This window comes from Massilia sp. BSC265, assembly GCF_000740675.1.
Classification (GTDB): domain Bacteria; phylum Pseudomonadota; class Gammaproteobacteria; order Burkholderiales; family Burkholderiaceae_D; genus Telluria.
The window spans coordinates 25,068-48,464 of the sequence record NZ_JPXI01000019.1; the positions used below are offsets into that span (position 1 = coordinate 25,068).

General features: G+C 66.6%; 19 protein-coding genes. 12 read left to right on the forward strand and 7 right to left on the reverse strand.

Annotated features, from left to right (window positions below; all coding sequences use genetic code 11):
* Nucleotides 1-22: 22 nt before the first annotated feature.
* From hemF to MA09_RS03130, 10 genes are all read left to right on the forward strand, one after another.
* On the forward strand, nt 23-946 hold the full coding sequence (gene hemF / locus MA09_RS03085) for an oxygen-dependent coproporphyrinogen oxidase (protein WP_036245402.1): 924 nt from the start codon (nt 23-25) through the stop codon (nt 944-946).
* Entirely contained in the window at nt 943-1,614 is a 672-nt protein-coding gene (nadD, locus tag MA09_RS03090; protein WP_152594539.1) for a nicotinate (nicotinamide) nucleotide adenylyltransferase, read from the forward strand. The genes hemF and nadD overlap by 4 nt, the downstream gene beginning before the upstream one ends.
* Nucleotides 1,614-2,303: a ribosome silencing factor gene (gene rsfS / locus MA09_RS03095; protein WP_036245404.1), complete on the forward strand. Its 690-nt coding sequence runs from the start codon at nt 1,614-1,616 to the stop codon at nt 2,301-2,303. The genes nadD and rsfS overlap by 1 nt, the downstream gene beginning before the upstream one ends.
* A gap of 18 nt (nt 2,304-2,321) precedes the next feature.
* On the forward strand, nt 2,322-2,792 hold the full coding sequence (gene rlmH, locus MA09_RS03100; protein ID WP_036245407.1) for a 23S rRNA (pseudouridine(1915)-N(3))-methyltransferase RlmH: 471 nt from the start codon (nt 2,322-2,324) through the stop codon (nt 2,790-2,792).
* A 21-nt stretch (nt 2,793-2,813) separates the two neighbouring features.
* Nucleotides 2,814-3,431, forward strand: coding sequence for a nucleoside triphosphate pyrophosphatase (locus MA09_RS03105; RefSeq protein WP_036245413.1), 618 nt, complete (start codon nt 2,814-2,816; stop codon nt 3,429-3,431).
* A 196-nt stretch (nt 3,432-3,627) separates the two neighbouring features.
* The gene (gene rng / locus MA09_RS03110) at nt 3,628-5,100 is read left to right on the forward strand and encodes a ribonuclease G (RefSeq protein WP_036245414.1); all 1,473 of its coding nucleotides are present in this window, start codon (nt 3,628-3,630) and stop codon (nt 5,098-5,100) included.
* A gap of 159 nt (nt 5,101-5,259) precedes the next feature.
* Nucleotides 5,260-6,423 carry an acyl-CoA dehydrogenase family protein gene (locus MA09_RS03115; protein ID WP_036245415.1) on the forward strand — a complete coding sequence of 388 codons (1,164 nt, stop codon included), beginning with the start codon at nt 5,260-5,262 and terminating at the stop codon, nt 6,421-6,423.
* Nucleotides 6,424-6,430: 7 nt separating this feature from the next.
* A complete protein-coding gene (locus tag MA09_RS03120) occupies nt 6,431-8,902 on the forward strand; it encodes a response regulator (protein WP_051933118.1) in 2,472 nt (823 codons plus the stop codon).
* A 181-nt stretch (nt 8,903-9,083) separates the two neighbouring features.
* Complete coding sequence (locus MA09_RS03125; RefSeq protein WP_051933119.1) at nt 9,084-10,592, forward strand: CYTH and CHAD domain-containing protein; 1,509 nt, start codon at nt 9,084-9,086, stop codon at nt 10,590-10,592.
* Between the two features lie 59 nt (nt 10,593-10,651).
* Nucleotides 10,652-11,290, forward strand: a complete 639-nt coding sequence (locus MA09_RS03130; RefSeq protein WP_036245501.1) for a DsbA family protein — start codon at nt 10,652-10,654, stop codon at nt 11,288-11,290.
* On the opposite strand, the gene MA09_RS03135 is transcribed toward MA09_RS03130, so the two are convergent.
* Genes MA09_RS03135 through MA09_RS03160 form a run of 6 tightly spaced genes read right to left on the reverse strand, consistent with a single transcriptional unit; the run spans nt 11,279 to nt 18,906 of the window.
* The gene (locus tag MA09_RS03135; protein WP_036245416.1) at nt 11,279-12,082 is read right to left on the reverse strand and encodes a substrate-binding domain-containing protein; all 804 of its coding nucleotides are present in this window, start codon (nt 12,080-12,082) and stop codon (nt 11,279-11,281) included. The two genes, MA09_RS03130 and MA09_RS03135, sit on opposite strands and share 12 nt — an antisense overlap.
* Before the next feature lie 24 nt (nt 12,083-12,106).
* A complete protein-coding gene (locus tag MA09_RS03140; protein ID WP_036245418.1) occupies nt 12,107-12,760 on the reverse strand; it encodes an energy-coupling factor ABC transporter ATP-binding protein in 654 nt (217 codons plus the stop codon).
* Nucleotides 12,757-13,464, reverse strand: a complete 708-nt coding sequence (locus tag MA09_RS03145; RefSeq protein ID WP_036245419.1) for an ABC transporter permease — start codon at nt 13,462-13,464, stop codon at nt 12,757-12,759. The genes MA09_RS03140 and MA09_RS03145 overlap by 4 nt, the downstream gene beginning before the upstream one ends.
* Entirely contained in the window at nt 13,464-14,357 is an 894-nt protein-coding gene (locus tag MA09_RS03150) for a formate dehydrogenase accessory sulfurtransferase FdhD (protein ID WP_051933120.1), read from the reverse strand. Before MA09_RS03150 ends, MA09_RS03145 begins: the two co-directional genes overlap by 1 nt.
* A complete protein-coding gene (gene fdhF / locus MA09_RS03155) occupies nt 14,354-17,194 on the reverse strand; it encodes a formate dehydrogenase subunit alpha (protein WP_036245423.1) in 2,841 nt (946 codons plus the stop codon). The genes MA09_RS03150 and fdhF overlap by 4 nt, the downstream gene beginning before the upstream one ends.
* Nucleotides 17,191-18,906 carry an NAD(P)H-dependent oxidoreductase subunit E gene (locus MA09_RS03160; RefSeq protein WP_036245425.1) on the reverse strand — a complete coding sequence of 572 codons (1,716 nt, stop codon included), beginning with the start codon at nt 18,904-18,906 and terminating at the stop codon, nt 17,191-17,193. The genes fdhF and MA09_RS03160 overlap by 4 nt, the downstream gene beginning before the upstream one ends.
* Before the next feature lie 122 nt (nt 18,907-19,028).
* On the opposite strand from MA09_RS03160, the gene MA09_RS03165 reads away from it, so the two are divergent.
* Nucleotides 19,029-20,483 carry a class I adenylate-forming enzyme family protein gene (locus MA09_RS03165; RefSeq protein WP_036245427.1) on the forward strand — a complete coding sequence of 485 codons (1,455 nt, stop codon included), beginning with the start codon at nt 19,029-19,031 and terminating at the stop codon, nt 20,481-20,483.
* Nucleotides 20,484-20,596: 113 nt separating this feature from the next.
* Here the strand turns inward: MA09_RS03165 and MA09_RS03170 are convergent, their stop codons facing one another.
* A complete protein-coding gene (locus MA09_RS03170; RefSeq protein ID WP_229440534.1) occupies nt 20,597-20,827 on the reverse strand; it encodes a hypothetical protein in 231 nt (76 codons plus the stop codon).
* A 245-nt stretch (nt 20,828-21,072) separates the two neighbouring features.
* Between MA09_RS03170 and MA09_RS03175 the strand changes: the two genes are divergently transcribed.
* On the forward strand, nt 21,073-23,337 hold the full coding sequence (locus MA09_RS03175) for a family 1 glycosylhydrolase (RefSeq protein ID WP_200883023.1): 2,265 nt from the start codon (nt 21,073-21,075) through the stop codon (nt 23,335-23,337).
* The last annotated feature ends 60 nt before the right edge of the window (nt 23,338-23,397 follow it).

Below are 23,397 nucleotides of genomic sequence, written 5' to 3' on the forward strand. Positions count from 1 at the left end.
TTTCCCCGCCAACCCCGACCGCATGACCATCCCCGACCCATCCGCCATCAAAACCTGGCTGCTCGACCTCCAGTCCCGCATCGTCGGCGCCCTGGAAGAAGTCGACGGCAAACCCTTCCTGGTCGATACCTGGGAGCGCCCGGAAGGCGGTGGCGGCATCTCGCGCCTGATCGAGGACGGCAAGGTGTTCGAGCGCGGCGGCTGCAATTTCTCGCACGTGACCGGCGCCAGCCTGCCGCCGTCGGCCATGGCCGCGCGTCCGGAGCTGGCGGGCCGCGCCTGGGAAGCGATGGGCGTGTCGCTGGTGCTGCACCCGCGCAACCCCTACGCCCCGACCGTGCACATGAACGTGCGCTTCTTCGAAGCCACGGCCGAGGGCAAGGACCCGGTCTGGTGGTTCGGCGGCGGCATGGACCTGACGCCCTATTATGGCAACCAGGACGATGCCCGCCACTTCCACCAGGTTTGCCATGATGCACTGGCGCCCTACGGCGAAGACCTGCACCCGCGCTTCAAGAAGTGGTGCGACGAGTACTTCTATCTGAAGCACCGCAAGGAAGCGCGCGGCGTGGGAGGCATCTTCTTCGACGACTTCAACGAAACCGGCTTCGACCGGTCATTCGAGATGGTGCGCCGGGTCGGCGACGGCTTCCTCGATGCCTACCTGCCGATCGTGCAGGCGCGCAAGGACATGCCCTACGGCGAGCGCGAGCGCGACTTCCAGGCCTACCGCCGCGGACGCTATGTCGAGTTCAACCTCGTGTGGGACCGCGGCACCCTGTTCGGCCTGCAATCGGGCGGTCGTACCGAGGCGATCCTGATGTCGATGCCGCCGATCGTGAAATGGCGCTACGACTGGCACCCGGAACCGGGCAGCCCGGAGGCGGCGCTGTACACCGACTTCCTCGTCCACCGGAACTGGCTGGAAGAGAGCCCAGGTTCGTGATGCATTGCATTGCCCTGCTGGGTGGCAGCTTCGACCCGGTGCATCACGGTCACGTCGCACTGGCCGCGCTGTTTGCCGGACTCCTGCAGCCGGACCAGCTGCGCATCCTGCCTGCCCGGCCATGGCAGAAAAGCAGCCTGCAGGCCAGCGATTCCCAGCGCGTCGAGATGCTGGAGCTGGCTTTTGGTGGCCAGGCGTTCGACGTCACCATCGACCTGCAGGAGATCGAACGCGGCAGCGCAAGCTATACCGTCGAGACCCTGCGCGGCCTGCGCTCGGAGCTGGGCGACGCAGCCTCGATCGTCTTCGTCATGGGCGCCGACCAGCTGCAGAAGCTCGACACCTGGCGCGACTGGAAGGAATTGTTCGAGCTCGCGAACCTGGGCGTGGCGGCACGCCCGGGCTACGCACTGGACCAGGACAAACTGCCGCCGGCGGTGGCCTCGGCACTCGCAGGACGGCTGGCGACGCCTGCGGAGGTGCGCGACACGCCGCATGGCAAGGTATGCCTTGCACACACTTTAGCGGTAGATATTTCTGCTACTCAAGTCCGAAACGCCTTGCGCGCGGACGCGGACAATGGCAGCGACAAGGTCACGGACCTAGGCGCGCTCGTTCCGCCGCAAGTGCTAGACTATATTCAACAACACAACTTATATAAAACCTAATGGATATCAAGAAACTGCAAACCGTCGTCGTTGACGCCCTCGAAGACGTCAAGGGCCAGGAAATCGCCCTGTTCGACACGACGCACCTGACCAGCCTGTTCGACCGCATTGCCGTCGTCTCGGGCACCTCGAACCGCCAGACCAAGGCACTGGCTGCCTCGGTACGCGACAAGGTCAAGGCAGCAGGCGGCGATGTCGTGGGCCTCGAAGGCGAAGACACCGGCGAGTGGGTGCTGGTCGACCTGGGCGACATGATCGTCCACATCATGCAACCGGCCATCCGCCAGTACTACCGCCTGGAAGAAATCTGGGGCGAGAAACCGGTCAAGCTGGGTGCCGCCAAGCGCAAGTCGACGCCGGAAGCGGCAGAAGCCGCCGAGACCAAACCGAAGTCGAAGCACCTGGCCGCCAACAAGGACGAGCCGGAAGCCCAGCCGGTCAACGAGCGCAAGCCGGCCGCCAAGCGCGCCACCAAGACCGCCGCCGGTGCAACCGCCGCCAAGAAGCCGGCTGCCAAGAAGGTCCCGACCGGCAAGACCGTGAAAGTTGCGCCGAGCAAGAGCGAAGTCGCCGCCGTCGAAGCCACCAAGGCCAAGCCGCCGAAGCGTGCACCGAAAGCCAGCGCAGCCGCAGCCGACGCCGAGCCGGTAAAGAAAGTGATCCGCCGCGTAAAGAAGGCTGCCGAATAAGCTGCCACTGAGTTTTTTATGCAGCTGATCATTGCCGCGGTCGGTCACAAGATGCCGGCCTGGATCGAAACCGGGTTCGGCGAGTACACGAAGCGCATGCCGCCCGAACTGCGCATCGTACTCAAGGAAATCAAGCCGGTCGAGCGCTCCGGCAGTAAGACCGCCGCCACCGCGATGGCGCTCGAGCGCGAGCGCATCGAGGCCGTGCTGCCGAAGGGCGTGCGCATCATCGCGCTGGACGAGCGCGGCAAGGACCTGACCAGCATCAAGCTGTCCCAGATGCTGGAACACTGGCAGCAGGACGGGCGCGACACCGCTTTCCTGATCGGTGGCGCCGACGGGCTCGATCCCGAACTGAAGGCGCGCGCCGAAGGCATGATCCGCATCTCCAGCATGACGCTGCCGCACGGAATCGTGCGCGTCATGCTTGCGGAACAGTTGTACCGTGCCTGGTCGATCACGCAAAACCACCCGTACCATCGCGTCTAAGCGCTTCACCCCGCGCGCCCCATGAAACTCACCGACAAGAAAATCTATCTCGCTTCGAAGAGCCCGCGCAGGCGCGAACTGCTGCGCCAGGTCGGCGTGGAATTCGAACTGCTGATGCTGCGCAGCGACCCGGCGCGCGGCGTGGACGTCAGCGAGGACGTGCTGCCGGGCGAAGACCCGCACAGCTACGTGGCGCGCGTGGCCAAGGAAAAAGGCGCCTTCGCCTGGAACATCCTGCAGCAGCGCCGCCAGCCGCTGCGCCCCATCCTGACCGCCGACACCACCGTCACCATCGACGGCGAGATCCTCGGCAAGCCGGCCGACAACAAGGAAGCCGTGGCCATGCTCGAGCGCCTGTCCGGCCGCACCCACCAGGTGCTGACTTCGGTGGCGGTGCACGCCGAGCGCGTGGCGGAACAGATCACCCAGGTGTCGAACGTGCGCTTCGCCACCCTTACCCCGGCCCAGATCCAGGCCTATTGCGCCACGCCGGAACCCTACGACAAGGCCGGCGGCTACGGCATCCAGGGCCTGGCCGCGCTGTTCGTCGAGCATATCGAAGGCAGCCATTCGGGGATCATGGGCTTGCCGCTGTTCGAGACGGCGATCCTGCTGCGCAAGGCCGGCTACAAGCTCTGACCGCTTTTCATAGCGTGGGCGGGTCCTCCCGCCCACGCGGTGATAGTTATCACTTCATTTGCCGCACGGGCTGTTCCACCGTGATTTGAACGCGTGGGCAAGAGACTTGCCCACCCTACGTAAAACCGGCTCCCGGCCTCCCTGCCGTGCGCCGCCCGTGTATGATGTCGCTCTGAACAATATTGCACGGCCGGCCATGAACGAAGACATCCTCATCAACATCACCCCGCAGGAGACGCGCGTGGCGCTGATCCTGCAGGGCGCTGTGCAGGAACTGCACATCGAGCGCACCCTCACGCGCGGGTTGGCGGGGAACGTCTATCTCGGCAAGGTGGTGCGCGTCCTGCCGGGCATGCAGTCGGCCTTCATCGACATCGGCCTGGAACGCGCGGCCTTCCTGCACGTCGCAGACATCTGGGAAGCCCGCAACCATGAAGGTCCCAACGGCGCACTGGCCGCGCCCACCCCCATCGAGAAACTGCTGTTCGACGGCCAGGTGCTGACCGTGCAGGTCATCAAGGACCCGATCGGCACCAAGGGCGCGCGGCTGTCCACCCAGATCTCGATCGCCGGCCGCATGCTGGTCTACCTGCCGCAGGACCAGCATATCGGCATCTCGCAGAAGATCGAAAAGGAAGCCGACCGCGAGCACCTGCGCACCCGTCTGACGAACCTGCTGCCGAAGGAAGAGAAAGGCGGCTACATCGTGCGCACCCAGGCGGAGGAAGCCCTTGATGCCGACCTCGCCGCCGACGTCGATTACCTGCGCAAGACCTGGGCCGCCATCGTGCAGGGCGCGCGCACCCGGCCGCCCACCTCCCTGCTCTACCAGGACCTGAACCTGGCCCAGCGCGTGCTGCGCGACTTCGTGCACGACGAGACCGCGACCATCCAGGTGGATTCGCGCGAGAACTACAACATGCTGGTCGAGTTCGCGCAGGTCTACACCCCGAGCGTGCTGTCGCGCCTGACGCACTACACCGGCGAGCGCCCGCTGTTCGACCTCTACGGCGTCGAGGAAGAAATCCTGCGCGCACTGGGGCGCCGCGTCGACCTGAAGAGCGGCGGCTACCTGATCGTCGACCAGACCGAGGCGATGACCACCATCGACGTCAACACCGGCGGCTACGTCGGCGGACGCAACTTCGCCGACACGATCTTCAAGACCAACCTGGAAGCGGCCCACGCCATCGCGCGCCAGCTGCGCCTGCGCAACCTGGGCGGCATCATCATCCTCGATTTCATCGACATGGAGAACAACGAGCACCGCAACGCCGTGCTCGCGGAACTCAAGAAGACCCTGGCGCGCGACCGCACCAAGGTGTCGGTAAGCGGCTTCTCGGCCCTCGGCCTGGTCGAGATGACGCGCAAGCGCACGCGCGAATCGCTGGCCCACATCCTGTGCGAACCCTGCCCGGCCTGCGCCGGCAAGGGGCAAGTGAAGACCTCGCGCACGATCTGCTACGAGATCCTGCGCGAACTGCTGCGCGAAGCCAAGCAGTTCAACCCGCGCGAATTCCGCATCGTCGCCTCGCAGGAAGTGATCGACCTGTTCCTGGAAGAGGAGTCGCAGCACCTGGCCATGCTCGGTGACTTCATCGGCAAGCGCATCTCGCTGCAGGTGGAGAAGGGTTATCACCAGGAACAGTACGACGTGATCCTGATGTAGGAATCCGGGCGCGGACGATCCGCCTGTATGCCCTGTTTTTGCTGGCACGCTTGCCTGACGAGTGTGCACCAATGCCGTGCCGGTCGCTATAATCGGCATGTTTGCTTTATTCATCTGTTGTTTCGCTTGCTACAGCAGCGACCGTAGCGTCTCCGGCCCATGGATCATCTTCTATCCCCCAAACTACTTGCACTGAGAAGCATCGTCGAGGATGTGAGCACGCGCGTGATCGCGCCGAATGCCGACAAGGTCGACCGTGACTATCTGTGGCCGGCGCACTCGATGACGGCCATGGCGAAGGCGGGCTTGATGGGCTTGCAGGTGCCGGAGCATCTTGGCGGACACGGGCAGGGTTTGCTGGCATTGACCGTCGTCGCCGAGACGATCGGCAAGGCCTGCCCCTCCTCGGCGCTGTGCTTCGGCATGCACTGCGTCGGTACCGCCGTCATTGCGGCGAAAGCCACGGTGCACCAGCAGGAAAAATACCTGCGCGCGATCGCCCGGGGCGAGCACATCACCACGCTGGCCTTGTCGGAAAGCGGCACAGGCGCGCACTTCTACCTGCCGGAGACGACTCTGACGTCGAACGGGGAACACTACCTTGTCAACGGTACCAAGCAGTTCATCACCAACGGCGGCTTCGCCGATTCGTACGTGCTGTCCGCGGTGGCCGCCGGTGACATGGCACAGAAAGGCGACTTCAGCTGCGTCGTGGTCGACAACGGCACGCGCGGCATGGAATGGCTGCAGCCCTGGCGCGGCTTCGGCATGCACGGTAATTCGTCGCGCGGATTGCGGCTCCAGGACGCGCCCGTGCCTCGGTCCCAGCTGCTCGGCGAAGAGGGCGACCAGGTATGGTATGTGTTCGAGGTCGTCGCGCCATTTTTCCTGATGGCGATGGCCGGCACTTACCTCGGGATCGCGCAGGCCGCGCTGGAGGCAGCCGGTGAACACCTGCGCTCACGACGATTCAGCCACTCCGGCGACGCCTTGCGCGACGTCGAAACCCTCCAGACGCGCTACGCGGAGATGTGGATCAGCGTCGAAAAGACCCGCAGCCTGGTGTACGAGGCTGCACGCCGCGGCGACATGGGCGACCCGGAGGCGCTCCCCTTCATCCTGGCGTGCAAGGCCGATGCCGGGGACACCGCCGTCAAGCTGGCCAACGATGCGATGACGATGTGCGGCGGCATGGCCTATGGCGAGAACAGCCGCGTGAGCCAGATGCTGCGCGACGCGCGTGCCAGCCACGTCATGTCGCCGACCACGGACATCCTCAAGATCTGGACCGGCCGGGCCCTGCTGGGCCTTCCGCTCCTGTGAACGCACCGTGAATCGTCCAATCCTGCTGGTCAGCGGCGCCCCCGCTCCTGCGCACCTGTTCCAGCTCCGCGAGCGCCTCCTGGCGGCCGGCTTCCATCTCGAGTCGACCGCGTCCGCGCAAGCCGTCGAGCTCGTGCGCGAGAAGGCAGGGCTGGGCCAGGCGCCCGACGTCATCCTGGTCGATGCGGCTGTCGGCCGTGTCGGCATGCTGGCGCGCATGCTGCGCGGGGTGTACCCCGCCGGTCACCTGATGTTTTTGTGCAGCAACGAACAGGTTCCTGCATTGCGCCTGGAACTGCAGCGAACGCCCATGATCGGGTCGTACTGGTCGATCGCCGCCGTCGACGACCCGGCACTGGAGCGGCTGATCGCCGAGGCGGCGCATGGCACGCAGCGGCGGCTGAAACTGCGCACGACCCTGGACAAGGCGAACACCTTGCTCCAGGCGCCTCGCCCGGCGGATGGCCTCGAATACCGGCGTCTGCTGATGTCCCAGCGCTATCTCGAGAGCTTCCTGTCCCAGAGCAGCGACGCCGTCGTCGCGCTCGACCACCGCGCCACCGTGCTGTATGCGAATGCCAGCGCTGCCAGCCTCTTCGCCATCCATGCTGCGGACATGCCAGGGCTACAGGCATCCGCGCTGCCCTGCTGGACGCCGGCATTCGGAGAATACCTGGACCGGATCGCCAGGGGCGAGCGATTCCACACCGCCGAATGCGATTGCGACATCGGCGAGCGCCGTCTTCCCATCGAAGTCGTGTTCTCGCGCGTCGCCGATGAGACCGGTGGATTCCTCGGCACCACACTCGTCATCCGGGATATTTCCGCCCGACGCATTGCGCAAGACCAGCTCATCGCCCACCAGACGAGGCTGGAGGAACTGGTCAACGAACGTACCGAAGCGCTGCGCACCGCCGAGGTGGCGCTGCGCCAGTCGCAAAAACTGGAAGCGATCGGAAAGCTGACCGGCGGCGTGGCACATGATTTCAATAACATCCTGCAAGTCATTGGCAGCAATCTCGAAATGTTGCAGGCGGAAGCACGTGACAACCCTGTCACGCTCGCACGGCTGCAAAAGGCGATCGCCTCGGTCGACCGCGGCGCGAAGCTGTCGTCGCAGCTCCTGTCCTTCGCACGACGCCAGCCCTTGCAGCCGGTGCCGACGAACCTGGGCCGGATCGTGCGCGACATGGATGACCTGCTCAGGCGCGTCCTGGGCGAATCGATCGAGGTCGAAACCATCGTCGGGGGCGGACTGTGGACAGCCATGGTCGACCGTAACCAGCTCGAGAACGTCATCCTGAACCTGGCCATCAATGCGCGCGATGCCATGCAGTCCGAAGGACGCCTGACCATCGAACTGGGCAATGCAATGCTCGACGACGCCTATGTCGAGGCACTCACCGATGTGCCGGCGGGACAATACGTGATGCTGGCCGTATCGGATACGGGTTCGGGGATGTCGCCCGAGACGATGGAACGGGCATTCGAGCCCTTCTTCACGACAAAACCGGAAGGCGAAGGCACCGGGCTCGGCCTGAGCATGGTGTATGGTTTCGTCAAGCAGAGCGGCGGTCATATCCGCATCTACAGCGAGCTCGGGCATGGGACGACATTCAAGATCTACCTGCCCCGGGTCCATGCAAGCGAAGCGCTCATCGAGGATGTCCGGCGCATCCCTGCCAGCGGCGGGAGCGAAACGATCCTGGTCGTCGAAGATGACCTCGCGCTACAGGGCACGGTGGTCGAGATGCTGAGCGGACTCGGATACAAGACGCTGAAAGCCAATGACGGCGAAAGTGCCCTGACGATCCTGAAAAGTGGCATCCACATCGACCTGCTGTTCACCGATGTCGTCATGCCAGGCAACGTGAAAAGCCCCGAACTCGCGCGCCAGGCAAAGGAAATCCAGCCTGGCATCGACGTATTGTTCACATCGGGGTACACCCAGAATGCGATCGTCCATGGCGGGCGCCTGGACCCGGGCGTGGAGCTCATCAGCAAACCCTACCGGCGCGACGATCTCGCGCGCAAGATCGGCCATTTGCTGGCGAATAAGCGGCAAGCGCTCAATCTCCTGACCGCCCTGGACAAGCGGGAAGTTCGATCCGAAGAAGCATCCGCCGCCCTGCCGCGCCGCATCCTCGTGGTCGAGGACAATCCCGATGCGCTCGACATGCTCTGCGAGCTACTCAAGATGCTTGGACAGGATCCCCAGGGAGCGGGCGATGGCGAAGAAGCGATTGGCCTGCTGGCCGAACAGGAATTCGACGTCTTGCTGACCGACATCGGTCTGCCGGGCATGTCGGGGATCGACCTGGCCGTCCAGGCCAAACATCGCCAACCCGCCCTCAAGATCGTATTTGCTTCAGGATATGGTGCAGTCGACGATCTCGACTTTGAAACGGTCTCCCTCCCGAAACCCTATGACCTGGCAGATTTGCAGCGTGTGCTCGGCCTCGGTGACAAGCTGGCATAGGAACCAGGTGCATCGCGTTTCCGGTGCCGGGCCAGGCTTTCTTTTGTGAAACAACTTGCCGCGAGTGACATCGGCCTGTCCGGGCGCATGAAGCCTGATGTCATCGCAATGTCACAATCGCGCGTCCACCCAGCCTGAGGCCGGTATGATGGGCTCGACTAGAGCATCTCGAGGACATCCGATGGAAACCGAACTTAAACTGAAGCTGGCTGCAGCAGACGTGGTGCGCATGCGCGAGCATCCCCTGCTGGCCGAGCTGTCGACCGCCGAACCGCGCGAGCACGACCTCACCGACACCTATTACGACACCCCGACGCTCGACCTCTGGCGCGCCGGCCTGACCCTGCGCGTGCGGCGCGACGGCGATGCCTGGATCCAGACCGTCAAGACGGCCAGCACGGGATCACCGGTGCTGCACGAGCGCGGCGAATGGGAGTCGCCCCTCGCGGGCGAACAGCCCGACCCGGCCGAGATCGCGCGCCAGGTCAAGCCGCAGCGCCTGCGCGACATCCTGCTCGATCCCGACATCACCGGCCAGCTGCAGCCGGTCTTCACCAACACGACCCATCGCACCACCTGGGACATCGCCCTGCCCGGCGGCCAACTGGTCGAATGTGCACTGGACAGCGGCAGCATCGACGCCAACGGCAATGGCCGCAGCGCGCAGATCGGCGAGCTGGAGCTGGAACTCAAGCGCGGCAACCCCACCCGGCTGTTCGAGCTGGCGCTGCAGCTGCACCAGGACATCCCGCTCGAGGTCGCCAACGACAGCAAGGCGGCACGCGGCTATGCCCTGCTGCAGGACAAGGCTCCGGCCCCGGTCAAGGCCACGCCGGTACGCCTGGTCCGCAAGATGCGCATGGAAGACGCGCTGCAGTGCATGGGACTGAACTGCATGGCGCAGATCGAATCCAACGTCCCCGGCGTGCTGGTGCAGAGCGCGGAAAGCCTGCACCAGATGCGCGTCGGCCTGCGCCGCCTGCGGGCGCTGCTCGACATGTTCCGCGACCTGGCGCCGCTGCCGCCCGAGCTCGAGGACGGTCTCGACTGGCTGTCCGGCGAGCTGGGCGCCACGCGCGACTGGGACGTGCTGGCCGACACCACGCTCCCCGCCATCAGCGGCATCGCTACCCACGCCCTGCAGGCGGCGGCAAGGGAACAGGCCCGTGTGCTGCACAAGAACATGCTGCCCACGCTGCACTCGCCGCGCTACACCCAACTGATGTTGCAGATGAACGGCTGGCTGCGCGGCCGCCAGTGGCGCCCCGCTTCCGGACTGCCGAAGGACGACCCGCTAACCCAGCCTGCCCTGGACGGCCTGGTGCCGCTCATCCGCAAGGCCTCGAGGCGCCTGCGCAAGCGCATCGATGCGCTCGACGAGCACGATGCGCCGGCCCGGCACCGTGTGCGTATCGCGGCAAAGAAGGCGCGCTATGCGGCCGAATTCTTCCGTGACCTGCTGCCCAAAAAAGAGGTCAAGGCCTATATCGGGTGCTTATCAAGCGTGCAGGACCGGCTCGGCCACCTGAACGACCTGGCGGTGGCGGGCAGGCTGCTGCCGGTGCTCGAGAACAGCGGGCATGCGCACGACGCTGCCTATGCGCGCGGCTGGGTTGGCGGGACTGCGTGCGCCGCCACCCATGGCCTGCGCGACGCGCTCAAGAAAGTGGCCCGCATGAAGCTTGCGTAAGCCGCTTGCGTAATCATGTCGCGCGCGGTCCCGGCCGGCCGGGGTGTAGCATGGGGGCCATGAACTCACCTGTCCCCATCCGCATCGACGTCTGGAGCGATTACGTCTGCCCGTTCTGCTACCTCGAACTGCCGCCGATCCGGCGCCTTCAGGAGCAGTACGCCGGGCAAGTCGCGGTGATGTGGCGCGCCTTCGAGCTGCGCCCGGATCCGAAGCCGACACTCGACCCGGACGGCGACTACCTGCACACGACCTGGAACCGCTCGGTGTATCCGATGGCGGCCGAGCGCGGCATGACCTTGCGGCTGCCGCCGGTGCAGCCGCGCAGCCGGCTGGCTTTCGAAGCGGTTGCGCATGCGCGCGAACAGGGACGTTTCGACGCCATGCACGAGGCACTGTTCCGTGCCTTCTTCGAAAACGGCCGCGATATCGGCGATCCCGATGTGCTCGCGGATATCGCCGTCGACAGCGGTGTCGAACGCCAGGGCCTGCTCGATGCCCTGGAGAGCGGCCGCCATACCGCCGCGGTGTACGCCGACCAGCAGCTGGCGTACTCGCTCGGCGTCGCCGGCGTGCCGATCATGGTCTTCCGGCCGGCAGGCGCCGGCTGGGAGCAGGCTTTCGGGGTGCGCGGCGCGGTGCCCTACGAGACGATGGAAGCCGCGCTCAGGCAGGTCCTTGGCGAATCAGCGCGCTGATGGGAAAAATAGCTGCTCGCCTTCCGGCTTGAATGCCGCGATCCTCGCCTGCCCTTCCAGGGAGGTGATCCAGTCGATCAGCTGCTTCGCGCCCTTGTAGTTCACGCCCTTGTGCCTGGCCGGGTTGACTGCGATGATCCCGTAGGGGTTGAACATGCGCTTGTCGCCCTCGACCAGCACGGCCAGGCCGGTCCTGGCGCGGTAGGCGCCATAGGTGGCGCGGTCGGTCAGCGTATAGGCGCGCATCTCGGCCGCCATGTTCAGCACCTCGCCCATGCCGAGGCCCGCCGACACGTAGTTGCTCCCCGCCGGCTTCGTTCCCGCCTGCTGCCAGTAACCCCTCTCCATCACGTCGGTGCCGGAATTGTCGCCGCGCGAGATGAACTTGCTGCTGCTCGCGGCGATCTTCTGGAAAGCCACGATCACGTCCTTGCCGCCCTTGACGCGCGCCGGGTCATTGGTCGGGCCGACGACAATGAAGTCGTTGTACATCACGTCGCGCCGGTCCACGCCCCATCCCTCGGCCACGAACTTGTCTTCCAGCGTGCGCGCATGCACCAGGGTGACGTCGACGTCGCCGTTCTTGCCCAGTTCGAGCGCCTTGCCGGTGCCGACCGAGATCACGTGCACCTTCGTCCCCGTTTTCGCCTCGAAAGCCGGCAACAGCACCTTGAGCAGGCCGGAATTCTCGGTGCTGGTGGTGGTGGACAGGCGGATCGTGCCCTGTGCCTGCGCCAGCGGCGTAGTCAGGACGACACTCAACAGCAGGGTCGTGAACGGTCGGCGTTGCATGCGGCTCTCCTTATCTCCTGGATGTCATCGGTATTCGAGGCGGCCGTCGCGCAGCTTCAGGCGATGGATGCCGGGCAGGCCGATCAGGTCGCGGTCGTGGCAGGCCATCACCACGCTGCTGCCTGCATCCAGCATGGTGGGAATCAGGGCCATGACCTGCTCGCGTGCGGGACCGTCGAGGTTGGCCGTGGGTTCGTCGAGCAGCAGCAGGCGCGGCTGCAGGACTCTGGCCCGAGCCAGGGCCACGCGCTGCTTTTCGCCGCCGGACAGGCGGGCCGGATCGGTGTCGCGCAGGTGGGCCACGCCGGCCCATGCCATCGCTTCCTCGACCGCGGGCGCCACGCTGCGGCGGCTGTCGCCGCGCGCCAGCAGGCCGTAGGCGATGTTGTGGGCGACGCTGGTCGAGAACATGATCGGGTGCTGGTGCACGAAGACGATGGCGCGGCGCAGCGCCGGTGGATACGGATGCAGTGGCATGTGCCGGCCGTCGAATTGGACGGTGCAGGCATCGCAGCGTTCCAGGCCGGCGAGCGTGCGCAGCAGGGTCGACTTGCCGGCCCCGTTCACACCGGTCAGCACGTAGGCCGTGGCGGAATCGATCGACAGCGTATCGATCTCGAACAGCGTGCGTTCGCCGTGGCGCTTGCGCAGGCCATGCAAGCTGATCAAGGTACTCACCAGCGTCCTCCCGCCGTATGGGCCTCGCCCTGCAGCAGCACCAGCGCACCGTTCATCAGGAGCGCCAGCGACACCAGCACGATGCCCAGCGCGATCCCTTGCGCGAACTCCCCCTTGCTGGTTTCCAGCGCGATGGCGGTGGTGATGGTGCGCGTCTGCCCTTCGATGTTGCCGCCCACCATCAGCGCGCAGCCGACTTCCGAGATCACACGCCCGAAGCCGCTGATGACGGCCGCCATCACGCCGTAGCGCGCTTCGTGCAGCACGGTCAGCATCACGCGCAGGCGCGAGGCCCCGTGGGCAACCGCGGTCTCGGCATAGCGCGGATCGGCCGCCTGCACCGCCGCCAGCGTAAAGGCCAGCAGTACCGGCAGGCCGATCACCATCTGGCCGAGGATCACGCCCTCCTGGGTGAACAGCCACGCCAGGCCGCCCATCGGCCCGCGCCGCGACAGCAGCAGGTAAAGAAGCAGGCCGATCAGCACGGTGGGCAGCGACAGCGCGGCCTGGGCCAGCCAGATCGCGATGCGCCGTCCCGGGAAACGGTGCATGGCGATGACGTAGCCGAGGAAGACCGCCGGCGGGGCCGCCAGCAGCAGCCCCAGGATGCTGGTCTTGAGCGAGACCCAGACGATGCGCCACAGCGCCTCGTCGCCGCTGAACAGCAGCGCGAAGGCGTGCATCGTTGCGTCCAGCAGGGACATCAGGCCGGCCGTGGGCTATGGAAGGGAGCGTTCAGAGCTTCGAGCAGATCGGGCTCGTACACGAGGCGCTCGTGCCCGGCCAGCAGCAGGAAGTGCTTGCCCGAGCAGCGCGCCAGCAGCGACATGCCGACCTGCTGCGCCACCATATGGCCCATCTGGGTGGTGCCGGAACGCGACAGCAGGAAGGGGATGCCCATCTGGGCGCCCTTGATGACCATTTCGGAGGTCAGGCGCCCGGTCGTGTAGAACACCTTGTCCCCGCCCTCCACTCCGTCGAGCCACATCAGGCCGGCGATGGCGTCCACCGCGTTGTGGCGGCCGACGTCCTCCACAAAATACAGCAGTTCGCCCTGGTGCGAGAACAGCGCGCAGCCGTGCACCGAGCCGGCCTGCTTGTACACCGACTGCTGGGTGCGAATCAGCTCGACGATGCGGTACACGACCGACTGCGGCAGGCGCGCATCCTGCGGCAGCGTGATCCTGTCGACCTCGTCCATCAGGCCGCCGAACACCGAGCCCTGTCCGCAGCCGGTGGTGACGACCTTCTTCGCGGTGCGTTCCTCGACGTCCGCGATGCCATGGCGGGTAACGACCGCCACCGCATCGACCGCCCAGTCGACCTGGATCGAGACGATGTCTTCGAGCGAGCGCACCAGGCGCTGGTTGCGCAGGTAACCGAGCGTCAGTGCCTCGGGTGCTCCGCCCAGGGTCATCAGGGTGACGATTTCCCGCTTGTCCACGTAGACCGTCAACGGGCGCTCGGCGGGAATCGCGATCGAGGAGCGGCGGCCGCGCTCGTCCATCGCCGTGACCTCCTGCGTCAGGCTGGCATGCGCCTCGGACAGGGCGGGGCGGTAGCGCTCGGTGGCGGGGAATAAATCGGGGCAATTCATGTTGCCAATTGTGCCACGCCTGACAAAACCAGGCCGCCACCGTAGGAGCCCTGCGGTGCCACGGTCCCGCCCGGTGTCACCCGTACGGCGCAATACTTGAATTCCGGGATCTTGCCGAACGGATCGAGCGCCGGGTTGGTCAGGCGGTTGATCGCCGCTTCGTAATAACAGAAGGGCACGAACACGGCCCCCGGCGGCGAACTGTCGTCGGCACGCGCATACAAGACCACTTCGCCGCGCCGCGAGGCAATGGTGATCGGCTCGCCCGGCCGCACTTTCATGCGCGCCAGGTCTTGCGGGTGCACCAGCGCCACCGGATCGGGCTCGAGCGCGTCCAGCACCGCGGTGCGGCGGGTCATGCTGCCGGTATGCCAGTGCTCGAGCTGGCGGCCGGTGATGAGCACCATCGGGTAATCGGCGTCCGGCCGCTCGTCCGCGGGGATGAGGTCGGCCGGGACGAAACGGGCGCGGCCACCCTCGCGCGGGAAGCGGTCTTCGAAGACCACCGGCTGGCCCGGGTCGCCTTCGAGGCGGCAGGGATAGGTCACCGCGCCATCCTGCTGCAGGCGCTCCCAGGTGATGCCGGCAATGCTCGGCATCAGGCGGCGCATTTCGTCGAAGACCTCGGCCACGCTCTCGTATTGCGCGCCGTACTCCCATCCTAGGCCGAGGTGGCGTGCCATCTCCTGGATGATCCACAGGTCCTGGCGCGCCTCGCCCGGCGGGTCGATCGCCTGCCGGCCCAGCTGCACCAGGCGGTCGGTGTTGGTGAAGCTGCCGGTCTTTTCCGGGAAGGCGCTGGCCGGCAGCACGACGTCGGCCAGGTAGGCGGTCTCGGTCAGGAAGATGTCCTGCACCACCAGGTGGTCGAGTGCGGCCAGCGCGGCGCGGGCATGGTTGGCGTCGGGGTCGGACATGGCCGGGTTCTCGCCCAGGATATACATACCTTTCACCCTGCCCTGCCCGATCGCATCCATGACCTCGACCACGGTCAGGCCCGGCTGCGGGTCGAGCGTGGCACCCCAGGCTGCCTCGAACCGGGCGCGGACCGCGGCATTGTCCACGCGCCCGTAATCCGGCAGCATCATCGGGATCAGGCCGGCGTCGGACGCGCCCTGCACGTTGTTCTGGCCGCGCAGCGGATGCAGGCCGGTGCCGGGGCGCCCGATCTGGCCCGTCATCAAGGCCAGCGCGATCAGGCAGCGCGCATTGTCGGTGCCATGCACGTGCTGCGACACACCCATGCCCCAGAGGATCATCGAGGCTTTCGACGTCGCATACAGCCGCGCCACGTAGCGGATGGTGTCGGCATCGATGCCGCAGACCGGGGCCATCGCCTCCGGGCTGTAGTTCGCGACGTTCTCTGCCAGGTCTTCATAGCCAACCGTGCGGCTCGCGATGAAGTCATGATCGACCAGGTCCTCGGTGACGATCACGTGCATCATCGCGTTGAGCAGGGCCACGTCGGTATCCGGCTTGAACTGGAGGAAGCGGTGCGCGTGGCGCGCCAGCTCCGGACGGCGCGGGTCGCACACGATCAGGCGGGTGCCGGCCTTTGCCGCGTTCTTCATCCAGGTCGCTGCCACCGGATGGTTGACGGTCGGGTTGGCGCCGATTATCAGCACCACCTCGGCCTTGGTCACGTCCATCACCGGGTTCGACACGGCGCCCGAGCCGATCCCTTCCAGCAGCGCCGCCACCGAGGACGCGTGGCACAGCCGGGTGCAGTGGTCGACGTTGTTGCTGCCAAAGCCGGTGCGCACCAGCTTCTGGAACAGGTAGGCTTCCTCGTTGCTGCACTTGGCCGACCCGAAGCCGGCCAGGGCGCGGCCACCGTCCTGGTTGCGGATGCGCGCCAGCGTGCCGGCGGCAAGCGCCAGCGCTTCTTCCCAGCTCGCTTCGCGGAAGACCTCCATCACACGCGACGGGTCCATCGGCGCTTCCGGGTCTTTCGGCATGCCCTCGCGCCGGATCAGCGGCGTCGTGAGGCGCTGCGGATGGTGGGCGTAGTCGAAACCGAAGCGGCCCTTGACGCACAGGCGTTCGTGGTTGGCCGGGCCGTCGCGTCCCTTCACCTCGACGATGCGCTTGTCCTTCACCTTGTAGCTCAGCTGGCAGCCGACGCCGCAGTAGGGGCAGACCGAATCGACCACCTTGTCGGGCTGGACCAGTGCTGCCGCATTTGGTGCCAGTGCCGGCGCCAGCGCCCCGGTCGGGCAGGCCTGCACGCATTCGCCGCAGGAGACGCAGGTGGAGGCGCCGAGCGCATCGTCCTGGTCGAACACGATCTTCGCGCTTTCGCCGCGCCAGGCCAGCCCGATCACGTCGTTGACCTGCTCGTCGCGGCACGCACGCAGGCAGCGCGTGCACTGGATGCAGGCATCCAGGTTGACGGCGATGGCCGGATGCGACAAATCCTGCGCCGGCTGCTCCCGGCGCGGGAAACGGGCCTCGGTCACGCCCAGTTGCCGCGCCCATCGGCTCACTTCGTTGTCCGGCACGTAGCCGGGCTTGCCACCGGGGTCGCCGATATCGGAGAGCAGCAGTTCCAGCACCATCTTCTGCGCCGCGACCGCGCGCGGGCTGGCCGTATCGACCTTCATGCCGGAGGACGGATAACGGCAGCACGAGGGCGCCAGCACCCGCTCGCCGGCGATCTCCACCATGCAGGATCGGCAGTTGCCCACGGGCGCCAATCCTGGCTTGTGGCACAGGCGCGGCACCGCAATGCCTTCGCGCTCGGCAACCTCGATCAGGGTTTCCTGCGGCGAGGCCTCGACCTCGCGGCCGTTCAATTCGAAGCGCACGGTAGGCAGCCGGATATCCTTCGCGTTCATGCGCCCTCCAGTTCATGCGGAAAGTAGCGGATCACGCAGTCGAAGGGATTCGGCGCCGCTTGTCCCAGGCCGCAAATCGAGGCGTCGCGCATCACCTGCGACAGCTCGCCCAGCAGGGGCGTATCCCAGCGCGGCCGTTCCATCAGGGCCAGCGCCTTGGCGGTGCCGCTGCGGCAGGGCGTGCACTGGCCGCAGGATTCGTACTTGAAGAAGGCCAGCAGCTTGCGCGCCGTGGCCACCGCGCTGTCGTGCTGCGACAGCACGATCACCGCCGCCGAGCCGATGAAGCAGCCGTAGGGCTGCAGGGTGTCGAAGTCGAGCGGGATCGCATTCATCGAGGCCGGCAGGATGCCGCCCGAAGCGCCACCCGGCAGGTAGGCATAGAGGGTATGCCCTTCCTGCATGCCGCCGCAGTATTCGTCGATCAGTTCCTGCACCGTGATGCCGCTCGGTGCCAGCTTGACGCCGGGCTCGCGCACGCGTCCGGACACCGAGAACGAGCGCAGTCCCTGCCGTCCGTTGCGGCCCTGATTCGAAAACCAGGCCGCGCCATTCTCGAGGATGCTGCGCACCCAGTACAGGGTTTCGAAGTTGTGGACCAGGGTCGGCCGGTTGAACAGCCCCTGCTCCGCCACGTAGGGCGGGCGCAGGCGCGGCATGCCGCGCTTGCCTTCGATCGATTCGATCATGGCCGACTCTTCGCCGCAAAGGTAGGCGCCGGCGCCGCGCCGCAAGAATACCTGGGGCAGTCCCTCCCCGGGCGGCGCCGCGAACAGGCGTTTCAGCTCAAGGTCGAGAATGGCGCGGCAGCCGTGGTACTCGTCGCGCAGGTAGATGTAGACGGCCTCGACGCCGGTCGCCCAGGCCGCCACCAGCATGCCTTCGAGGAAGCGGTGTGGATCGCGCTCGAGGTAGAACCTGTCCTTGAAGGTGCCGGGCTCGCCTTCGTCGAGGTTCACGGCCATCAGGCGCGGGCCGGGCTGCTCGCGCACGAGGCGCCACTTGCGCCCGGCCGGGAAACCCGCGCCGCCCAGGCCGCGCAGGCCCGAAGTGTCCATCTCGCGGATGACTTCCTCGACATCGCGCCGCGCCGCCATGCAGTCGGCCAGCAGGCGGTAGCCGCCCTGTTCGCGATAGCCGTCGTAGGTCAGGTAGGACTCCGGTTCATGCCTGACCTGGCCGGCCGCGACTTTCGCCAGGACGGCTTCCGGCGTCGCATGCGGCACAGGATGCTGGCCGACCACGGCTGCAGGCGCCTGCTCGCAGCGGCCGATGCAGGGCGTCGGCACCACGCGCACGTCGGCACCGAGCAGTGCCGGCAGCCGTTCAAGCAACTGAGCGCTTCCTGCCATCGCGCAGGACAGGCCGTCGCACACGCGCACCGTCAGCGCGGGCGGGACCGCCTCGCCGTCGCGCAGCACGTCGAAATGGTGGTAGAAGGTGGCGACCTCGAAGACTTCGGCCTGGGCCATGCGCAGTTCCTGCGCCAGCGCGGCCAGGTGGGCGGCCGGCAGCGCCTTCAACCGGTCCTGCAGCAGATGCAGGCATTCGATGAGCAAGTCGCGGCGGCGCGGCATGTTGCCAAGTAGCGCCTGCACCTCGCGCAGGGCTTGCGGATCGACCTGGCGGCCCTTGGGCGCCTCGCGCTTGCGCTGGCGGCTGGCTCCCCCGCTGCTGCCAATGGGGGCGATCGGAATGATGGGGTGGTTCATGTGACAGCCCTGTTGAGGTCCGAATCTGTTGCCCGGTCTGCGGCCGGTTGCAATTAGTATAACCCCGCGAGCGCGTGGCGGGCCGCTTGCCTGGCGTGCGCGGCAAGGGTATAAAGCCGCCCATGATCGATCCCGCCACCCTTCCCTCCCGCATCTCCGACATCCTCCACTGCGGCGCCCGGCGCGCCCCTGATGCGCCCGCGCTCGCCGAAGGCGACCGTGCCTGGACCTACGCCGAACTGGAGCGCGAAACCTGCCGCTATGCCGGCCTTTTGCGGGAACTGGGCGTGCGCCCCGGCGACCGGGTCATGCTGGTGAGCGAAAACTGTATGGCCCAGGTGGCCCTGCTGTTTGCCATCGCCAGCCTGGACGCCTGGGGCGTGAACGTCAACGCGCGCCTGAGCGAAGGCGAGCTGGGCGCGATCCGCGCGCACAGCACGCCGCGCCGGATCCTCTACACCACGGCGGCATCACCGGATGCGCTGGCCCATGCCCGGCGCGACGGCGCCACGGTAGTCGGCGAGGTGATGGCCGGGCCGCTCGACCCGGCCACCGTTCCGGAACCGGTACGCCCCGACGACGCCCAGGTCGCCGCGCTGGTCTACACCACCGGCACCACCGGCCAGCCCAAGGGCGTCATGCTGACCCATGCGAACCTGCTGTTCGTCGCCGCCACCTCGAGCACCCTGCGCGGCTTGCAGCCCTCCGACCATGCCAGCGGCGTGCTGCCCATCTCGCACGTCTATGGCCTCGCCTCGGTCATGCTCGGCACCCTGTACGCCGGCGCCTGCCTGCACCTGGCGCCGCGTTTTTCCGCCGAGGCGCTGCTGGCGCAAATCCGTGCAGGCAAGCTCACCATCGTGCAGGGCGTGCCGGCCATGTATGCGCGCCTGCTGGCGCTGTCCAGGGGTGAGCAGATCACGTCGCGCCTGCGCTTCTGCTACGCCGGCGGCTCGCCGCTCGACCCGGCGCTCAAGCGCGAGGTCGAGCAGGTATTCGGGCTGCCCCTGCACAACGGCTACGGCCTCACCGAGAGCGGCCCGACCGTGTCCCAGACCCGCCTGGACGCCCCGCGCGGCGATACCTCGGTGGGCCATCCGATCCCCGGGGTCGAGGTGCGCATCGTGGGCGCGACGGGCGAGCTCTGGGTGCGCGGGCCGAACGTGATGGCGGGCTACTACCGCGACCCGGTGCAAACCGGCGCCGCCTTGCGTCCCGGCGGCTGGCTGGCCACGGGCGACCTCGCGACGCAGGACGAGGACGGTGCGCTGTTCATCGCCGGGCGCGTGAAGGAGCTCATCATCCGCGCGGGTTTCAATGTCTATCCGCTGGAAGTCGAAACGGCGCTCAACAGCCACCCGGCCGTCGTGCAGTCGGCGGTGGTTGGCCGGCCGGTTGGCGGCGGCGAGGAGGAGGTGGTGGCCTTCGTGGAAGCCACGGGAGCGCTTGCCGAGGCGGCGCTGCAGGACTGGCTGCGGGCGCGGCTGGCTCCCTACAAACGGCCGTCGCGCATCGTGTTCATGGATGCGCTGCCGGCCGCGCCGAGTGGGAAGATACTGAAAAGCAGGCTTTTGTAGGGTGGGCGGTTTCCCCGCCCACGCGGTCAAGGCCCGCCAGAACCACTGCACCGTATCAATCGCTAGCTATCACCGCGTGGGCGGGAGACCCGCCCACCCTACAACTACGAAACTCATCGGCGCCGCTTCTTCCAGTTGTACTCCGGCCCCGTCACGTCCACGCCCGGATGGCCGACCAGGTCAGGATGCTCCGACGCCATCGTGATGAAGCGCACGCCCTCCCCCTCGCGCTGGCGCTTGCGCAGCGCCTCGATGTGCTGCATCGCATCCACCATGGCCGTCGTCTCGAACAGCTTCTGGTGCGGCGTGCATTTGTCGGCCTCGACGATTGTCCAGTACACCATATACATCATCACCTCCCGTATGGATGCATTGTCTCCGGTCCGCCCCCTGTGCGGCGCACCGGTCGCCGCCATGTTTTGATTCCCACAGAAATTTCTAGTTAGCAGAAGTTAGGCTCTGAAAAAAGGAACATGCGCGCAAATGTAGGACTGGTCCGAAAAATCCTTTTTATGTGGGCTATTTCACACAACCCGTCGCAGCTGCCAATTAGTCTGGAGCCTGTCTTCACAAAATAGCGGGTCAGAACATGAACACACCGATGAATCACCAGCCGGACCACACCTCTGAACTCGAGCTCTGGGGAGGGCTCGAATGCACGGTCAACCGTGTGCGCGACAACTATTTCAGCCAGATGGAGCGCAACGGCCACGCAGAGCGCCTGCAGGACATCGACCGTTTTGCTTCCCTGGGTATCAAGGCCATCCGCTATCCGGTGCTGTGGGAGCGCACCGCGCCCGATGGCGTCGAGTCTGCCGACTGGTCATGGTCCGACGAACGCCTGCCGGCCCTGCAGCAACTGGGCGTCACGCCCATTGTCGGCCTCCTCCACCATGGCAGCGGACCACGCGACACCAGCCTGGTCGATCCCGCCTTCCCCGAAAAGCTCGCCGAGTACGCCGGCGCGGTAGCGCGTCGCTACCCCTGGGCCGAGTACTACACCCCGGTCAACGAACCCTTGACCACGGCGCGCTTTTCCGGCCTGGCAGGCGTCTGGTACCCGCACGGCATGGACGAAACCACCTTCGTGCGCGCCCTGATCAACGAGTGCCGCGCCACCGTGCTGGCGATGCGTGCGATCCGCGAAGTCAATCCCGGAGCCAAGCTGGTGGCGACCGACGACCTGTCGAAGACCTACGGCACGCCGGAGATGCAGGAGCTGGTCGGCTTCTTCAACGAGCGCCGCTGGCTGGGCTGGGACCTGATGTGCGGGAAAGTCGACCAGAACCACGCGCTGTGGGACTACCTGCTCGAGTCGGACGCGACCGCGGAAGAGCTGCTCTGGTTCCGCGACAATCCCTGCCCGCCCGACATCATCGGCGTCAACTACTACGCCACCAGCGAGCGCTGGCTCGACCATCGTCCGGAGCGCTATCCGGAAAACCGCTGCCACACCTACCGCGGCATCCGCCACGCCGACATCGAAACGCCGCGCGCGCTGGCCACGCCGACGCCGGGCATCGCGCCGCTGCTGATGGAAACCTGGGAACGCTACGGCCTGCCGATCGCCATCACCGAAGCGCACATCGACGCCAACCGTGAAGACCAGATGCGCTGGCTGCTCGAGATCTGGAATGCGGCGCGCAGCGCACGCCAGCAGGGCGCCGACGTGCGCGCGGTGACGGTCTGGGCCCTGCTCGGCTCCTACGACTGGAACTGCCTGGTCACCGAATGCCGCGGCTACTACGAGCCCGGTCCGTTCGACGTGCGCGGCGGCGAGCCGCGCCCGACGGCGGTCGCCACCCTGATGCGCGAGCTGTCCAGCGGACGCCCGCTGTCCAACCCGGTGCTGCAGGGCGAAGGCTGGTGGCGCCGCCCCGACCGCTTCCTGTGCAAGCCGGTGGCGACCAGCACCGCGGTGGCCGACATCGCGATCCGCAGCCAGTTCAAGTCAAACGTGGTGCAGCCGATCCTGATCACCGGCGCCACCGGCACCCTGGGTTCGGCCTACGCCCGCATTTGCAAGAACCGCAACCTGGCCTTCCACGTGCTCACGCGCCAGGAAATGGACATCACCGATCCGGCTTCGGTCGAAGCGGCCATCCAGCGCTACAAGCCGTGGGCGATCATCAATGCGGGCGGCTACGTCCGCGTGGACGAGGCCGAGGGCGATCTTGAACGCTGCATGCGCGAGAACACGCTGGGGCCGACCATCCTGGCGCTGGCCTGCATCCGCCACCAGCTGCGCTTCATGACCTTCTCGACCGACCTGGTGTTCGACGGCACCAAGGGCACGCCGTATGTCGAGTCGGATGTCCTCAATCCGCTCGGCGTCTACGGCCGCAGCAAGGCGGAAGCCGAGCAGCGCGTGCTGGACGCCGACCCGCAGGCCCTGGTGATCCGCACCAGCGCCTTCTTCGGGCCATGGGACCAGCACAACTTCGTCACGCTGGCGCTCAATGCGCTCGAAGCCGGGCAGCCCTTCCAGGCCGCCGGCGACATGGTGGTGTCGCCGACCTACGTGCCGGACCTGGTCAACGTGTCGCTCGACCTGCTGATCGACCGCGAGCGCGGGGTCTGGCACCTGACCAATGCCGAGGCCTTGAGCTGGGCCGAGCTGGCCAAGCGCGCCTGCGAAGCGGCAGGGGTGGATGACGCCAAGCTGGAAGTGGTATCGAGCGAGAGCTGCGGCCACGTGGCGCGCCGGCCGGAGTACAGTGCGCTGTCGAGCGAGCGCGCGCTGATGCTGCCGTCGCTGGACGATGCCCTGCGCCGGTACGTGGAAGCGATGCAGGACCGCGCGCACGGCCGCGATGCGGAGATGCCGGGGGAAGCGGCGCATTACGCAAGCTGATTCGCCGCGCTTGGTTTTCGTAGGGTGGGCGGCTTTGCCGCCCACGCGTTCAAATCCGGT

Bases quoted from the DNA above. Each gene is read 5' to 3' on its own strand.
- rlmH (WP_036245407.1), top strand. From the start codon at position 2,322: ATGCAGCTGATCATTGCCGCGGTCGGTCACAAGATGCCGGCCTGGATC.
- MA09_RS03105 (WP_036245413.1), top strand. From the start codon at position 2,814: ATGAAACTCACCGACAAGAAAATCTATCTCGCTTCGAAGAGCCCGCGC.
- MA09_RS03170 (WP_229440534.1), bottom strand. From the start codon at position 20,827: ATGGTGTACTGGACAATCGTCGAGGCCGACAAATGCACGCCGCACCAG.
- MA09_RS03125 (WP_051933119.1), top strand. From the start codon at position 9,084: ATGGAAACCGAACTTAAACTGAAGCTGGCTGCAGCAGACGTGGTGCGC.
- MA09_RS03165 (WP_036245427.1), top strand. From the start codon at position 19,029: ATGATCGATCCCGCCACCCTTCCCTCCCGCATCTCCGACATCCTCCAC.
- MA09_RS03135 (WP_036245416.1), bottom strand. From the start codon at position 12,082: ATGCAACGCCGACCGTTCACGACCCTGCTGTTGAGTGTCGTCCTGACT.
- MA09_RS03175 (WP_200883023.1), top strand. From the start codon at position 21,073: ATGAACACACCGATGAATCACCAGCCGGACCACACCTCTGAACTCGAG.
- hemF (WP_036245402.1), top strand. From the start codon at position 23: ATGACCATCCCCGACCCATCCGCCATCAAAACCTGGCTGCTCGACCTC.
- MA09_RS03115 (WP_036245415.1), top strand. From the start codon at position 5,260: ATGGATCATCTTCTATCCCCCAAACTACTTGCACTGAGAAGCATCGTC.
- rsfS (WP_036245404.1), top strand. From the start codon at position 1,614: ATGGATATCAAGAAACTGCAAACCGTCGTCGTTGACGCCCTCGAAGAC.
- fdhF (WP_036245423.1), bottom strand. From the start codon at position 17,194: ATGAACGCGAAGGATATCCGGCTGCCTACCGTGCGCTTCGAATTGAAC.
- MA09_RS03130 (WP_036245501.1), top strand. From the start codon at position 10,652: ATGAACTCACCTGTCCCCATCCGCATCGACGTCTGGAGCGATTACGTC.
- MA09_RS03145 (WP_036245419.1), bottom strand. From the start codon at position 13,464: ATGTCCCTGCTGGACGCAACGATGCACGCCTTCGCGCTGCTGTTCAGC.
- MA09_RS03150 (WP_051933120.1), bottom strand. From the start codon at position 14,357: ATGAATTGCCCCGATTTATTCCCCGCCACCGAGCGCTACCGCCCCGCC.
- MA09_RS03160 (WP_036245425.1), bottom strand. From the start codon at position 18,906: ATGAACCACCCCATCATTCCGATCGCCCCCATTGGCAGCAGCGGGGGA.
- rng (WP_036245414.1), top strand. From the start codon at position 3,628: ATGAACGAAGACATCCTCATCAACATCACCCCGCAGGAGACGCGCGTG.